This is a genomic window from Mesorhizobium sp. P5_C1 (assembly GCF_054049815.1).
This window is the reverse complement of record NZ_JBFULQ010000129.1, coordinates 1-12932: the sequence shown is the minus strand read 5'-3', so window position 1 is coordinate 12932 and position 12932 is coordinate 1. Positions and strand designations below refer to the sequence as shown.

General features: G+C 62.2%; 15 protein-coding genes and 1 pseudogene. 11 read left to right on the top strand and 5 right to left on the bottom strand.

Features of this window, described 5'->3' with window-relative positions; genetic code table 11:
- Positions 1-357, top strand: a pseudogene (gene clpA, locus ACXJ7R_RS13115) (ATP-dependent Clp protease ATP-binding subunit ClpA); the annotation flags it as partial.
- A 165-nt stretch (positions 358-522) separates the two neighbouring features.
- Entirely contained in the window at positions 523-1149 is a 627-nt protein-coding gene (locus ACXJ7R_RS13110) for a chloramphenicol phosphotransferase CPT family protein (RefSeq protein ID WP_457152204.1), read from the top strand.
- Positions 1150-1179: 30 nt separating this feature from the next.
- On the opposite strand, the gene ACXJ7R_RS13105 is transcribed toward ACXJ7R_RS13110, so the two are convergent.
- The 4 genes from ACXJ7R_RS13105 to ACXJ7R_RS13090 form a co-directional block, all read right to left on the bottom strand.
- Positions 1180-1611, bottom strand: coding sequence for an HIT family protein (locus tag ACXJ7R_RS13105; protein ID WP_457152203.1), 432 nt, complete (start codon positions 1609-1611; stop codon positions 1180-1182).
- A 99-nt stretch (positions 1612-1710) separates the two neighbouring features.
- Positions 1711-2925: a GNAT family N-acetyltransferase gene (locus ACXJ7R_RS13100; RefSeq protein ID WP_457152202.1), complete on the bottom strand. Its 1215-nt coding sequence runs from the start codon at positions 2923-2925 to the stop codon at positions 1711-1713.
- Between the two features lie 55 nt (positions 2926-2980).
- Positions 2981-3709 carry a glycerophosphodiester phosphodiesterase gene (locus ACXJ7R_RS13095; protein WP_457152201.1) on the bottom strand — a complete coding sequence of 243 codons (729 nt, stop codon included), beginning with the start codon at positions 3707-3709 and terminating at the stop codon, positions 2981-2983.
- A gap of 14 nt (positions 3710-3723) precedes the next feature.
- Entirely contained in the window at positions 3724-4188 is a 465-nt protein-coding gene (locus ACXJ7R_RS13090) for a RidA family protein (RefSeq protein WP_457152200.1), read from the bottom strand.
- A gap of 139 nt (positions 4189-4327) precedes the next feature.
- Here ACXJ7R_RS13090 and ACXJ7R_RS13085 point away from each other — a divergent pair, with 139 nt between their 5' ends.
- The 6 genes from ACXJ7R_RS13085 (at position 4328) to tsf (ending at position 9533) form a co-directional block, all read left to right on the top strand.
- Positions 4328-5155 carry a cell envelope integrity EipB family protein gene (locus ACXJ7R_RS13085; RefSeq protein ID WP_457152199.1) on the top strand — a complete coding sequence of 276 codons (828 nt, stop codon included), beginning with the start codon at positions 4328-4330 and terminating at the stop codon, positions 5153-5155.
- Positions 5156-5271: 116 nt separating this feature from the next.
- Positions 5272-6570 carry a hypothetical protein gene (locus ACXJ7R_RS13080; protein ID WP_457152198.1) on the top strand — a complete coding sequence of 433 codons (1299 nt, stop codon included), beginning with the start codon at positions 5272-5274 and terminating at the stop codon, positions 6568-6570.
- 84 nt (positions 6571-6654) lie between these two features.
- Positions 6655-6933, top strand: coding sequence for a DUF4031 domain-containing protein (locus ACXJ7R_RS13075; protein ID WP_095081470.1), 279 nt, complete (start codon positions 6655-6657; stop codon positions 6931-6933).
- Complete coding sequence (locus ACXJ7R_RS13070; RefSeq protein ID WP_457152197.1) at positions 6930-7541, top strand: LysE family translocator; 612 nt, start codon at positions 6930-6932, stop codon at positions 7539-7541. Before ACXJ7R_RS13075 ends, ACXJ7R_RS13070 begins: the two co-directional genes overlap by 4 nt.
- 176 nt (positions 7542-7717) lie before the next feature.
- Positions 7718-8500 carry a 30S ribosomal protein S2 gene (gene rpsB / locus ACXJ7R_RS13065; protein ID WP_023777441.1) on the top strand — a complete coding sequence of 261 codons (783 nt, stop codon included), beginning with the start codon at positions 7718-7720 and terminating at the stop codon, positions 8498-8500.
- Between the two features lie 109 nt (positions 8501-8609).
- Positions 8610-9533 (top strand): translation elongation factor Ts, encoded by a 924-nt coding sequence (gene tsf / locus ACXJ7R_RS13060; RefSeq protein WP_457152196.1) that lies wholly within the window; start codon positions 8610-8612, stop codon positions 9531-9533.
- Positions 9534-9564: 31 nt separating this feature from the next.
- Here tsf and ACXJ7R_RS13055 read toward each other — a convergent pair whose 3' ends face one another.
- Positions 9565-10485 (bottom strand): LysR family transcriptional regulator, encoded by a 921-nt coding sequence (locus ACXJ7R_RS13055; protein WP_457152195.1) that lies wholly within the window; start codon positions 10483-10485, stop codon positions 9565-9567.
- Between the two features lie 114 nt (positions 10486-10599).
- On the opposite strand from ACXJ7R_RS13055, the gene ACXJ7R_RS13050 reads away from it, so the two are divergent.
- From ACXJ7R_RS13050 to ACXJ7R_RS13040, 3 genes are all read left to right on the top strand, one after another.
- Positions 10600-11136 (top strand): nuclear transport factor 2 family protein, encoded by a 537-nt coding sequence (locus tag ACXJ7R_RS13050; RefSeq protein WP_457152194.1) that lies wholly within the window; start codon positions 10600-10602, stop codon positions 11134-11136.
- 19 nt (positions 11137-11155) lie between these two features.
- Positions 11156-12262 carry an aldo/keto reductase gene (locus tag ACXJ7R_RS13045; protein ID WP_457152193.1) on the top strand — a complete coding sequence of 369 codons (1107 nt, stop codon included), beginning with the start codon at positions 11156-11158 and terminating at the stop codon, positions 12260-12262.
- A 161-nt stretch (positions 12263-12423) separates the two neighbouring features.
- Positions 12424-12932 (top strand): amino acid kinase family protein (locus ACXJ7R_RS13040; RefSeq protein ID WP_457152205.1); only part of this gene is annotated, 509 nt, incomplete at its 3' end.

The following is a 12932-nucleotide window of genomic DNA, read 5'->3' as shown; positions in this document are numbered from 1 at the left end:
CTCGCCGACAAGGGTTATGACGAGCGCATGGGCGCTCGGCCGCTCGGCCGTGTCATCCAGGAGCACATCAAGAAGCCGTTGGCCGACGAGGTGCTGTTCGGCAAGCTCAAGAAGGGCGGCACGGTGCGCGTCACAGTCGAGAAGAAGGAAACCGGCGAGACCGGCTTGAAGCTCGAGTCGCTCGCCGACGAGGCGCCTGTGAAGCCGAAGAAGGAAGAGCCGGAAGAAACGCCGAAGCCCACAAAGGCCGTGGCGAAAAAGCCTGCGGCCAAGAAGCTGGTGGCGCCGAAGCCCGAAGCCAAGGGCAAGGACGGCGGCAAACGCAGCCTCGTGCCGCAATTGCCCAGAAAGAACTGACCTTAAAGCGCGTCGCATCGAAACGGATTCGGGCGACGCGCTTTAAGTTTCTTTTTTGTGCATGTCGCTGCCCCAAAACCGGGGCCACTTTTGGGCGACATGCATTAGCGAAAGTCGAAAAAGCCCCGGAGACGGGGCTTTTTTCATTGGAGCAATGAGGGACGCATGGCCGGGCAGATCGTCATCCTGAACGGTGCGCCGCGATCGGGAAAATCAAGCATCGTCCAGGCCGTCCAGGAGAATCTTGATGGTGTCTGGATCAATCTCGGCGTCGACGTTTACGAACAGGCCACGCCACCACGCTATCGGCCTGGAATAGGCTTGCGGCCGGGCGGCGAGCGTCCGGACCTTGAAGGCCTGGTGCCCGATTTCTACGCCGCGCTTTACGAATCGATCGCCGCCCATAGCCGGCTGGGGCTGAACGTCGTGGCGGATGTCGGCCACCATGATGCCTATTCAAAACCCCTCGATTGCCTCGCCGATTGCGCGCGCCGTCTCGCTGGCCTGCCGGTGCTGTTCGTCGGCGTCCGCTGCCCGATTGCAATCATCATGCAACGACGCGCCGCCAGTGAGGCGGCACGGGGATATGTGACCGGCTCGCCCGGCGATCCCGTGCCGATACCCGTGCGTCTGTGGCAGGAGGAGGTGCACCGGCCAGGCGTGTACGACCTGGACGTCGACACCTCCTTGCTGAGCCCCACGCAATGTGCCGATGCGATCCGCCGGCGGCTGGAGCAAGGGATCGTTGGGCCGAGCGCGATCGAGCAACTGGCTCAAACCACCGCCAGGTAAAATTGCTTCGTCGCAAAGTGAGGTGCGGCGTCAGCTTCGCAGCGCCGCTCGTATCTTTTCGGCGCTCTCAGCCAGCACTTCCGGCTTCTCCATCCCGCCCGTGTGCGGCTTCAGGGGAATGCCGTCGAAGCGTGGGATGACATGCACATGCAGATGATAGACGGTCTGCCCCGAGGCTGGCTCATTGAACTGCATGACGGTGACGCCGTCGGCGCCAAACCCTTGTTTGACGGCCCGCGCCACTTTCTGGACGACCGTGAAAAGCGGTCCGAACGTTGACGGATCGGCGTCGAGCAGGTTGCGCGACGGCGCCTTCGGCACCACCAGCGTATGGCCCGGCCCCTGCGGCATCACATCCATGAAGGCGACGATCGCTTCGTCCTCGTAGACGCGGTGCGAGGGAATTTCACCGCGCAGGATCTTTGCGAAGATGTTGTCGGTGTCATAGGCGGCCTCAGCCATGGCGAACGCTCCGGATTGTGCCTTTTTGTGTAGCGAAGCCGTCGAAAGTCGGCAAGACGATCGGGTAAAGTCGCCCCGCCGATCGGGGCAGGCCGGTCGCTACTCCTCGAGATCCCTGCGGAATGGGGTGTGCTCTTCCAGATATTCGCTCATCCGCTCCACCTCATGCCGTTCGCGCCTGAGATAGTCGGCAACGGCGTTGCGCAGGCCGGGGTGCGCGATGTAGTGCGCTGAATGCATGGTCACCGGGCGGTAGCCGCGCGCCAGCTTGTGCTCTCCTTGAGCGCCGGCCTCGACAACCCTGAGCTTGCGCTCGATGGCGAAGTCGATCGCCTGATGGTAGCAGACCTCGAAATGCAGGAAGGGATGGTCCTCGATGCAGCCCCAGTTACGGCCGTAGAGTGCGTCGGAGCCGATGAAATTGATGGCGCCGGCAATGTAGCGCCCGTTGCGTTTGGCCATCACCAGCAGGATGTCGTCGGCCATGCGTTCGCCGATCAGCGAGAAAAACTGGCGGCTGAGATAGGGCCGGCCCCATTTGCGGCTACCGGTGTCCATGTAGAAGGCGAAGAAGTCGTCCCAGGCCTTTTCGGTGAGATCCTTGCCGGTCAGCCAGTCGATCGAGATGCCGTTGGCCAGCGCCTCGCGCCTCTCCTTCTTCATCGCCTTGCGCTTGCGCGAGGCAAGGGTGGCGAGGAAGTCGTCATAGGTTGAAAAGCCTTCGTTGAAGAAATGGAACTGCTGGTCGGTGCGATGCAGGAACCCTGCCGCTTCCAGCACCTCCACGTCGCTTTCCTGGGCGAAGGTGACATGAGCGGAAGAGACGCCCAGTTTTTGCGTGACCGCCTTCAGGCCCGCCGCCAGTCCGGCCTTGACGGCGCCGACATCCTCGCCCTTGGTGACCAGCAGGCGAGGGCCGGTGACCGGTGTGAACGGCACCGCGCATTGCAGTTTTGGATAGTAGCGGCCGCCGGCGCGTTCGAAGGCATCCGACCAGCCATGATCGAACACATATTCGCCCTGGCTGTGCGATTTGAGATAGCACGGGACCGCCCCGAGCAGCTTACCCTGCGCGGTCTCCAATCGCAAATGATGACCTTGCCAGCCGGTGCGCCGCACGGCGCAGCCTGAGTCTTCAAGCGCGCTCAGAAAAGCGAATGAAACAAGCGGGTTGTAGCCGTTTTCTGCGTCGCCACTCGTGGTTCCGCTGAGGCTGTTCCACTCATCCGGGGTGAAAGCGCCGATGCCAGCGGCGATGCGGATCAAATAGTCCGCATTCGCCGTCTGGTCATCGCCATCGTCGCCTTGATCCATGGGGCTTACTTAAGCTCCGTCCGGCCGGGTACAAGTCACGTTTCAGACACCGACTTCAGGCGACTTTGACCAGGTCGGGTTCGAATCCCTCGAACGTCATCTGGTCGGCATATCTATAGGTCAGGTCGACCGCCGGCTGGTCATGCACCGTCCAGGTGATGACCGGCATTTTCAGTTTTTCACGGACGAAGCTGACGAACCGGTTGGGCAGGTCGCCGGCGGCATAGGAGGTGAAGGCGATCTCATGCGCCAGCATGGCGAAATGCGCCTCGATCAGCTTGACGTCCTTGCCGTAGGCGGTCAGTCCGGCCGGAATGCCCGGCGCGTGTTTCGGAAAATCGCGGATCAGCCAGTGGTCGAACGACATGATAGCCGACTTGCCCTTGTAGCGCTTGAGCATCTTGCCGACGATCGCCACGAGACCCTCGTCGCGGCCCGGGATGCCTTTCAGCTCAACGACCATCGGCACCCGGCCATCGACCAGGTCGAGCGCTTCCTGCAGCGTCGGTACATGATCCGACGTGCCGCCGACCTTGAGCGCCGTGAGCTCCGCCGCGGTACGCTGCCAGACGAAACCGTCCTGACCGGTCAGCCTCAGCAGATCGTCGTCATGAATGATGACGGGAACGCCGTCCAGCGACAGGTGCACGTCGCATTCGATGGCGTAGCCGCGCTCGGCCGCCGCGGCGAAGGCAGAAAGCGTGTTTTCCCATCGCGTCTTGTTCATGTCGTGGAAACCGCGATGGGCGACAGGCCGGGCGGTCAGCCAGGATAGGTCGGTCATGGTCGTCTCCTGGCTCACTCGACTTCGAAGACCGCTTCGATTTCCACTGCGGCATTAAGTGGCAGCGAGGCAGTGCCGACAGCGGAGCGGGCATGCTTGCCGCGCTCGCCAAGTGCCGCAACAAGGAAATCGGAGGCACCGTTGGCAACCAGATGCTGTTCGACAAAATCCGGCGTCGAGGCGACGAAAACGGTGATCTTCACCAGGCGACGGATTTTCTCGAGGTCGCCGAGTGCGGCCTTGGCCTGCGCCAGGATATTGATCGCGCAGTATTTTGCCGCGTCCTTGCCGGCCGCGGTGTCGACGTCGCGACCGAGCAGGCCGCTCGCCTGCAGCTTGCCGTCCTTGAGAGGCAACTGCCCGGCGGTGAACAAGAGGTTGCCGGTCCTGCAATAGGGCACATAGTTGGCGGCGGGCGCGGCGGCGACAGGAAGCGTCACGCCCAGATCGCTTAGCCGCTTTTCGATTGTTTCACTCATGGTATTTCCCTATTGCTTGGGTGACGCCGCGCTGGCCGGGCCGAAATTGCTATTTTTGCCTCGCTTCCGCCACGACTTTTTTTAAGCTGGACCATCTTTCCATGCGGCCTGCCATCAGCCGCGACGATCGGAGTACCTCATGCGCGCAACGCGCCTTGCATTCAATGCCGTCCTGTTGTCGGCGGTGTTCTCGATAGGCCCTGCTTTCGCCGTGCCGGCGCTGCAAGCCCACCGCGCTGTTTACGATCTCACCCTCAACAAGGCATCCGATCAATCCGGCATCACTGGCATATCCGGCCGCATGGTCTATGAGTTCAACGGCTCAGCCTGTGAAGGCTATACGGTGAAATTCCGTTTCGTCACCCAGATCGTCACCAACGAGAACACGAAGCTGACCGACCAGCAGACGACCACTTTCGAGGACGCCGAAGGCAAGACCTTTTCATTCGTGACGAAGTCCTTCGTCGACCAGAACCTCGACAAGGAGGTCAAGGGCATCGCCACGAAAGAGACCAAGGGGTTGAAGGTCGATATCGACAAGCCCGAAAAGAACAGCCTCGAACTGGCCATGACCCAATTTCCGACTCAGCATCTGGTCGAACTGATTGGCAAAGCCGAAAAGGGCGAGAATTTTTACGAAACCAACCTTTTCGACGGTTCCGAAGACGCCAACAAGGTTATGACGACCACGGTCGTCGTCGGCAAGAAAACCGATGCCGACAAGGCCGACCCGGAGGCCCCAGCATTGGCGAAGCTCGCCACCGACAAATACTGGCCTGTCGACATCGCCTATTTCGACGACACCGACAAGACAGGCGAAGAGGTGCCGGAATACCGGATCAGCTTCAAGCTGCACGAGAATGGCATCACCCGCGACCTCGTCATGGACTATGGCGACTTCTCGATGACCGGCAAGCTGGTCAATCTTTCGCTGTTCGACCAGGCGAAGACCTGCCCGACCAAATAGTGCTTCAGCTGGCCACTTGACTCACGACGACACGGCGTTGTCGTGGCAAACGACTTGAACGCGCCGTAATTGCTCCCCAACTTCCTCCAGCGTCGAGACGCAAAGGGGGGAGCAGCTTGAGCAGGATCGATGTCTTCGTGGCGCCGAGGCCAAATCCGGCGCTGATCAGGGCCATGACGACAGTCAACCGGATCGTCATGCTGCGGGGGATACCGGGTTTTCGTGATATCTTACCCTTCAACCGCCTGGCCGGGCTGCGGGGCGTCGCCAATGTCCGCCATATCGATTTTCCCCACGCCGACCTCGAGCGGCTGAGGGCCAGTTGYGGAGCGGGGAAGGCAACCTTCATCACGCCCAATCATCCCGAGTTCTTCACCGACTGGATGATCGACAAGGAGATCGTGTCGCAGGTCAGCCCGCTTGCTGCGTCCTGGGCAACGAATGGCGTCGTCAACGGGCTTGGCCGGCTGATGCAGAAATTCTGGCTGGCCAACAACCTGATCGCCCAGATTCCCGGCAACAGCGGGGCAGCCAAGGAACACTCCGTCGCCTGGGCATTGAAAGGCCATGGCGTGCTGCTGCATCCAGAAGGCGGCGTCGGCTGGCATGCCAACATCGTGGCGCCGTTGCTGCCGGGCGCCGTCGAGATGGGGCTTGAGGCGCTCAAGCGAGGTCGGGCCACGGATCCAGATTTCAAGGTCTGGATCGCGCCGGTCGTCTGGAAACTGGTCTTCACCAGGAATGTCGAAGCGGCGCTGGCGAAGGAATGCACCTTTGTCGAGAAAAACCTGAAAATAGAACGCCAAGCGACCGACACGCTGCCACAGCGCATCCACCATATCTATTCGACGCTGCTGGCCCGCGACGAAGCCGGGTGGAGCCTGTCATCCGAAGAGGGCGCGAGCTATGCCGGGCGCCAGAAGGCTTTGGTCGCCGAACTCAGCCGTCGGCTTGGCCAGGCCATTTCTCCAGACACCGCCGTCCCCGACACCACCGAGCTTCTGAGGCTGGCGCGTCGTTCGCAGCGCGAAAACACCGGCGATGCGGACGAGCAAAAGAAGGTCCGCGCGCTCGCCGACACGATTCAGAGGCTGCAACGCGTCGGGTCGTGGGCCTCGGCCAATCCGCGCATCACGCAGGAGGAGATCGCCGAGCACCTGAAGCGGATCCGCAACGACTATTGCCGGAGCGGATTGCGCGACACGATGAACCGGCTCATTCCGCAGCCGGCCGGACCGCGCTGCGCCTACATCCGGGTACCCGATCCACTTGGCTTGCATGAGCATGCCGGCTCGGTCGACGATGCGGTTGCCGAGTTGCACCGTCGCATGCAGGCCACAGTCGCCAGCACGGTGGCTGAGCTTACGGCCGGTGGCAGCTTCATTTTCTATCCGAATCCATTCTATCGTCACTGACATTCACACGGGCCATGTGGCCGATCGTCATTCGCTTGCGAAAAATGGCGGATTGCGAAGAATGAAAGGCAGACAGCAAGCTTCATGGCAGTCTATGTCGACGCGGCGATCTGGAACTGGGCTGGCCATCGCTGGTGCCATCTGATGGCTGACGACACCGACGAGTTGCATCGCTTCGCCGCGCAACTCGGCCTCAAGCGCTCATCCTATCAGGGGCCGCCCAAGACTTCGGCGCCGCACTATGACATAACCGGCTTCGAGCGCGACCGTGCGGTGCGGCTCGGCGCTTTCGAATGCAGCCGCGAGGAGATCGTCGCGATCTTCCGGCGGGTGCGGGTGCCCAATGGAAAGGCTCGGCGATGACACCAACGGCATTTCTGGCTTATTGCGCCGCGATCACGCTTGCAGCCGCAACACCGGGACCGGCGATGTTCGCGGTCATAACCAATGGTGTGTCGCGCGGGTTTCTTCGTGCGTTCGTGGCCGGGGTCGGCGTCGCCGCCGGCGATGCCGTGCTGGTCACCCTGGCGTTGCTCGGACTGGTGGCGTTGGCCCAGACTTTCGAATGGGTTTTTCTCCTGCTGAAATACGCGGGCGCTACCTATCTGGTTTTCCTCGGCATCAGGATGTGGCGAGCCGCCGCCACGCAATCGGATGAACCACAGGCGTCGCAGGCGCGATTGTCACGGTCGTTCTTCCTCGGCGCATCCATTGCGCTGGGCAATCCGAAGGCGATCCTGTTCCATGCTTCGATCATGCCGCTGATCCTGAACCTCAACACCATGACCCTTGCCGACGGACTGCTGGTGGTCGCGGTCGTCATCAGCGTCAACATCCTCACCATGGGTATCTATGCTGCACTTGCCGGGCGGGCTGCGGGCTGGTTCAGGACGCCGAGACGCATGCGGCTGATGAACAGGTTTGCCGGCAGCGCGATGATCGGCACAGGAGCGCTGATTGCCGCACGCTGAGCGGTGAAACGCCACACGGCTTGCGTTTGTCGCGCATCCCCTCTATATGCGCGCTCATTCCACACACGGACTTTGGTGTCTGCCCGGGAGAAATCCGGCTGAAACCTCCGGTGGCGTTCGAGGACAAAGTCCAAAAATGCCTGTGTCCGTGGAGGCTAACCGGAAAGGAACTAAGAATGGCTCTGCCTGATTTCAGCATGCGCCAGCTTTTGGAAGCTGGCATTCACTTCGGCCACCAGACCCACCGCTGGAACCCGAAAATGGCGCCCTACATCTATGGCGCCCGTAACAACATCCACATCATCGACCTCTCGCAGACGGTGCCTTTGCTGCACCAGGCACTGAAGCAGGTTTCCGACACTGTCGCCAAGGGCGGCCGCGTGCTGTTCGTCGGCACCAAGCGCCAGGCGTCCGACATCGTCGCCGATGCGGCACAGCGTTCGGCCCAGTACTATGTCAATTCACGTTGGCTCGGCGGCATGCTGACCAACTGGAAGACGATCTCGAACTCGATCCAGCGCCTGCGCAAGCTCGACGAGATGCTGGCCGGCGAGGCCCAGGGCCTCACCAAGAAGGAGCGCCTCAACCTCGACCGCGAGCGCGAGAAGCTCGACAAGGCGCTGGGCGGCATCAAGGACATGGGCTCGACGCCCGACCTGATGTTCGTCATCGACACCAACAAGGAAGCGATCGCAATCCTCGAGGCCAAGCGCCTCGGCATCCCGGTCGTCGCCATCATCGATTCGAACTGCGACCCGGACAAGATCGACTTCCCGATCCCCGGCAATGACGACGCTGCCCGCGCCATCCAGCTCTATTGCGACCTGATCGCCAAGGCTGCGATCGACGGCATCGCCCGCCAGCAGGGTGCACTCGGCGTCGACATCGGCGCTTCGGTCGAAGCTCCGGTCGAACCGGCTCTCGATCCGGCTCCGGCATCGGAAGCCCCCGAAGCTTAACAATCGAAGGCCGGTTGCGGCCTTCATCTTTCTCATATTTTGGCACGCTAAACAGACGCATCATCGAGGTTCGATGGTGCGTCGGTGCATTTAAAACAAAGAGGCGACAATGAGCATTTCGGCTGCACAGGTCAAAGAACTCCGCGACTTGACCGGCGCGGGCATGATGGATTGCAAGGCGGCGTTGAACGAAACCAACGGCAACATGGAAGAGGCCATCGACTGGCTGCGCAAGAAGGGCATTTCCAAGGCTGACAAGAAGGCCGGCCGCACCGCGGCTGAGGGCCTGATCGGCGTCGATTCCGGCCCGCGCGAAGCTGCCGTCGTCGAAGTCAATTCCGAGACCGACTTCGTTGCTCGCAATGCTGCATTCCAGGAGATCGTTGCCAATGTGGCCAAGGTCGCGCTCGCCTATGGCGGCAAGACCGACGCGGTTGCAGCGGCCAAGTATCCGGGTTCGGACAAGTCGGTCACCGACACCATCAAGGACGCCGTCGGCACCATCGGCGAGAACCTGGGCTTCCGCCGTTCGGCCAAGCTCACCGTTCCGCATGGCGCCGTCGCCACCTACGTCCACAACGCGGTTGCCGATGGCCTTGGCAAGCTCGGCGTGCTGGTCGCGATCGAGACCACGGGCAACGAGCATGCGGCCAACGCGTTTGCGCGTCAGGTCGCGATGCATGTCGCCGCCACCAGCCCGATGGCGCTGACCACCGAAGAACTCGATCCGGCGGCAATCGAGCGCGAGAAGGCGATCTTCTCCGATCAGGCACGCCAGTCCGGCAAGCCGGAAGCGATCATCGAGAAGATGGTCGAAGGCCGTCTGCGCAAGTTCTACGAGGAAGTCGTCCTTCTGAAGCAGGCCTTCGTGCTCAATCCCGACATCACCGTCGAGAAGGCGCTGAAGGATGCCGAGAAGGACATCGGCGCCCCGGCCAAGATCACCGCCTATCTGCGCTTTGCGCTGGGCGAAGGCATCGAGAAGGAAGAGACCGATTTCGCGGCGGAAGTCGCGGCGGCGGTCAAGAAGTAAGCTGCCGCGGCAGCTGTCCTTCTAACGAATTTTATCGGCCGGGTGTCCGCAGGGATGCCCGGCCGATTTCTTGTGCGGTGTCGATGAAAGCCCTGAGCTTTGGCGCCATCGACGCCCGGCGGGGAAAATAGAGGAACAGCCCCGGCTCGTCGATCGCGGCTTCGCGCAGCACCTCGATCAGCCGGCCGGCCTGGATATCGGCCCGCACCAGCGGCTCGAACAGATAGGCCAGCCCGATGCCGGCCAGCGCCATGTCGCGCGCCGACAGCGGATCGGTGACGACGACGCTGCCACGCGTTTCGACGCCGATATCCTTGCCCTGGTCGGACAGATCCCAGCGGTAGAGCGCGCGCGATCGCAACAGCCGATAGCCGATGCAATTATGGCTGGAGAGATCAGCCAGCGTTCGCGGCTTTCCGTGGCGGCCAACATAGGCGGGGGAGGCGACGATGATCGTTCGGAACGGCTCGGTCAGCCGCACCGTCACCATATCCTCGGCAATCATCTCGCCCAGCCTTATGCCGGCGTCGAAGCCCTCGCCGACAATGTCACTCAGGCGCTCGTCGGTGAACACTTCCACCGTCACCTCGGGATAGCGCTCGGCCATTGCCGACAGGATGGGCATCAAGGCGAGCGGCAACGCCAGGCGCGGCACATTGATCTTGAGCAGGCCGCTCGCCCTGCCTTTCACCGAGCGAATCCGCTCGATCCGATCCGCGATATCCTCCAGGGCAGGCTCCGCTGCCGCCACAAGCGCCTCACCGGCCTCAGTCAAGGCAACGCTTCGCGTGGTGCGGGCAAACAGCGGCTGGCCGATCCTCTCTTCGACAAGGCGCACCGCGTGGCTGACAGCCGAAGGGCTCATGCCAAGTTCCGCGGCGGCCGACGCAAAGCCGCCACGCCGCGCCACGGCGACGATGACGGGAAGATGGCTGAGCAGGTCGCGATCCATTCATGCATGATATCGCATAGTCTGTGCAGATAATGCAATCTTCTCGACGCCGGCGGGCTGGCCCACATTGTCGCCAACAGATCGGCGGCGGCCGATGCGTAAAGGAGAAGAGACATGAATGCATTGAAGTACGCGACCTTCGCGGCGGGYATTGCGCTGGCGCCGGTCGATGCCGGCGGAGCCGAGCCATCCCGCGAAATGACGCCCGCCGATGAGCGCGCGGTCATCCGTATCGCCGATGCCATCGATCGTGCCGTCGATGCACAGGATTGGCGGCTGGCCCGCAGCTATTTCGCCGACCGTGTCACCGTCGACTTCAGCAGCCTGAGCGGACAGCCCTCGGCCACCATCGCTTCGGACGATCTGATCGGGACCTGGGCAGCGAATCTCAGGGGCAGCAAGACCAGCCTGCATCTTCGTACCAACCACCAGGTCGCCATCGACGGCGACGCCGCGACCGTGTCCTCCAATGGCTATGCCTGGAACCGGATGGAAGGCAATGGCGACCCGCTCTGGGAAGTCTGGGGCACTTACGAACACCACCTGACCCGTTCGGGCGCGGGTTGGATGGTGGACGGCTTCAGATTCCGCATGACGCATGAGCGCGGCAATCCGTGGGTCAAGGCGACCCCCGGACAGGATCAGCATTGAACAGGATCGGAACGACATCATGACCATGTCCTACTACACCCTTGGCAACAGYGGGCTACGAGTCACCCGCCTGGCACTCGGGACCATGACCTTCGGCACCGAATGGGGCTGGGGTGCCGACAAGGAGACGGCGCGCGCCCTGGTCGATGCCTATGTCGAGGCAGGCGGGAATTTCTTCGACACCGCCGACGCCTATACCGGCGGCACCTCCGAGACCTGGCTTGGCGAGTTCATCGCCGAGCGCGGCCTGCGCGACAAGGCGGTGATCAGCACCAAGTTCAGCATGAATCTGGAGCAGGGCAATCCGAATGCCGGCGGCAATGGCCGCAAGAACATCATCCGCGCCGTCGAAAGCTCGCTGAAGCGGCTCGGTACCGACTATATCGATCTCTATATCCTGCATGCCTGGGACAGGCTGACGTCGCCGGAAGAGGTGATGCGGACGCTTGACGATCTGGTGCGCGCCGGAAAGATCCGCCATGTCGGCCTCTCCGACGTCCCCGCCTGGTACGCGAGCAGGGCGCAATCCGTCGCCGAGCAACGCGGCTATGAACCGGTTTCGGCGCTGCAGCTCGAATATTCGCTGGCCGAGCGCAACATCGAGCATGAATTCGTGCCGTTCGGCACGCGCTACGGCGCCGGCATCATGGCCTGGAGCCCGCTGGCAAGCGGCCTTCTGAGTGGCAAATATCGTTCGGATACAATCAATAAGGCCGGCGGCAGGCTGGAGACGATGCGCGGCTCGAGCAATCCGGGCTTTCAGAAATTCAGCGACCGCAACTGGGCAATCGTTGCCGAACTGGAAAAGGTTGCCGGCGAGCTTGGCCGCGGCATGGCCCAGATCGCCTTGAACTGGGCGGCGACAAGGCCAGGTGTCGCCTCGGTGATCATCGGTGCGACCAGGCTGGATCAGCTCAAGGACAATCTCGGCGCGCTCGATTTCGAGATTCCGCGAGAGCTTCTGGTACGGCTCGACGCAGTCAGCCGGCCAGTCACGCCGTTTCCATATTCGTTCTTCGGACCGGAAATCCAGGGCGGCCTCACCGGGGGCCAGGCGGTCGGCGGCAAGCCGATGGGCTACTTCCCGGACCTGCTGATAGAGGGCGCTTTTGCCGGCGTCAGCTAATGATTGGCTGAGCGTCTCGATCTCGAATTTCCGGCTCGGGCGCCGCGTGACATCGCGGCGCCCTTCGTGTATCGGAACACGGCATCGCGCCATGTTTCGGGGCGGCGCCTGCGCGAGGGTAGCCACCCGGAACGCGTCACATGCAAAATGACGAGGACCAGATGACGGTGAAGCCCCTCTACCGACGTGTCTTGTTGAAAGCGTCGGGCGAAGCGTTGATGGGCGAACAGCATTTCGGCATCGACGTTTCGGTGGTGGATCGCATCGCCGCCGATATCGCCGAAGCCCGCGCACTGGGCATCGAGGTCGGCGTCGTCATCGGCGGCGGCAACATCTTTCGCGGCGTGGCCGTTGCCTCCAAGGGCGGTGACCGCGTCACCGGCGACCACATGGGCATGCTTGCCACGGTCATCAATTCACTGGCGCTGCGCACGTCATTGAACAAGATCGGCGTCGACGCCGTGGTGCTTTCTGCGATTGCCATGCCCGAACTCTGCGAGAGTTTCTCACAGCGCCAGGCAACCGCCTACATGAACCAGGGCAAGGTGGTGATCTTTGCCGGCGGCACCGGCAATCCGTTCTTCACCACTGATTCGGCGGCTGCACTTCGTGCGGCCGAAATCGGCGCCGACGCGCTGTTCAAGGGCACTCAGGTCGACGGTGTCTACTC

Bases quoted from the DNA above. Each gene is read 5' to 3' on its own strand.
- ACXJ7R_RS13110 (WP_457152204.1), top strand. From the start codon at position 523: ATGGCCGGGCAGATCGTCATCCTGAACGGTGCGCCGCGATCGGGAAAA.
- ACXJ7R_RS13105 (WP_457152203.1), bottom strand. From the start codon at position 1,611: ATGGCTGAGGCCGCCTATGACACCGACAACATCTTCGCAAAGATCCTG.
- ACXJ7R_RS13100 (WP_457152202.1), bottom strand. From the start codon at position 2,925: ATGGATCAAGGCGACGATGGCGATGACCAGACGGCGAATGCGGACTAT.
- ACXJ7R_RS13095 (WP_457152201.1), bottom strand. From the start codon at position 3,709: ATGACCGACCTATCCTGGCTGACCGCCCGGCCTGTCGCCCATCGCGGT.
- ACXJ7R_RS13090 (WP_457152200.1), bottom strand. From the start codon at position 4,188: ATGAGTGAAACAATCGAAAAGCGGCTAAGCGATCTGGGCGTGACGCTT.
- ACXJ7R_RS13085 (WP_457152199.1), top strand. From the start codon at position 4,328: ATGCGCGCAACGCGCCTTGCATTCAATGCCGTCCTGTTGTCGGCGGTG.
- ACXJ7R_RS13075 (WP_095081470.1), top strand. From the start codon at position 6,655: ATGGCAGTCTATGTCGACGCGGCGATCTGGAACTGGGCTGGCCATCGC.
- ACXJ7R_RS13070 (WP_457152197.1), top strand. From the start codon at position 6,930: ATGACACCAACGGCATTTCTGGCTTATTGCGCCGCGATCACGCTTGCA.
- rpsB (WP_023777441.1), top strand. From the start codon at position 7,718: ATGGCTCTGCCTGATTTCAGCATGCGCCAGCTTTTGGAAGCTGGCATT.
- tsf (WP_457152196.1), top strand. From the start codon at position 8,610: ATGAGCATTTCGGCTGCACAGGTCAAAGAACTCCGCGACTTGACCGGC.
- ACXJ7R_RS13055 (WP_457152195.1), bottom strand. From the start codon at position 10,485: ATGGATCGCGACCTGCTCAGCCATCTTCCCGTCATCGTCGCCGTGGCG.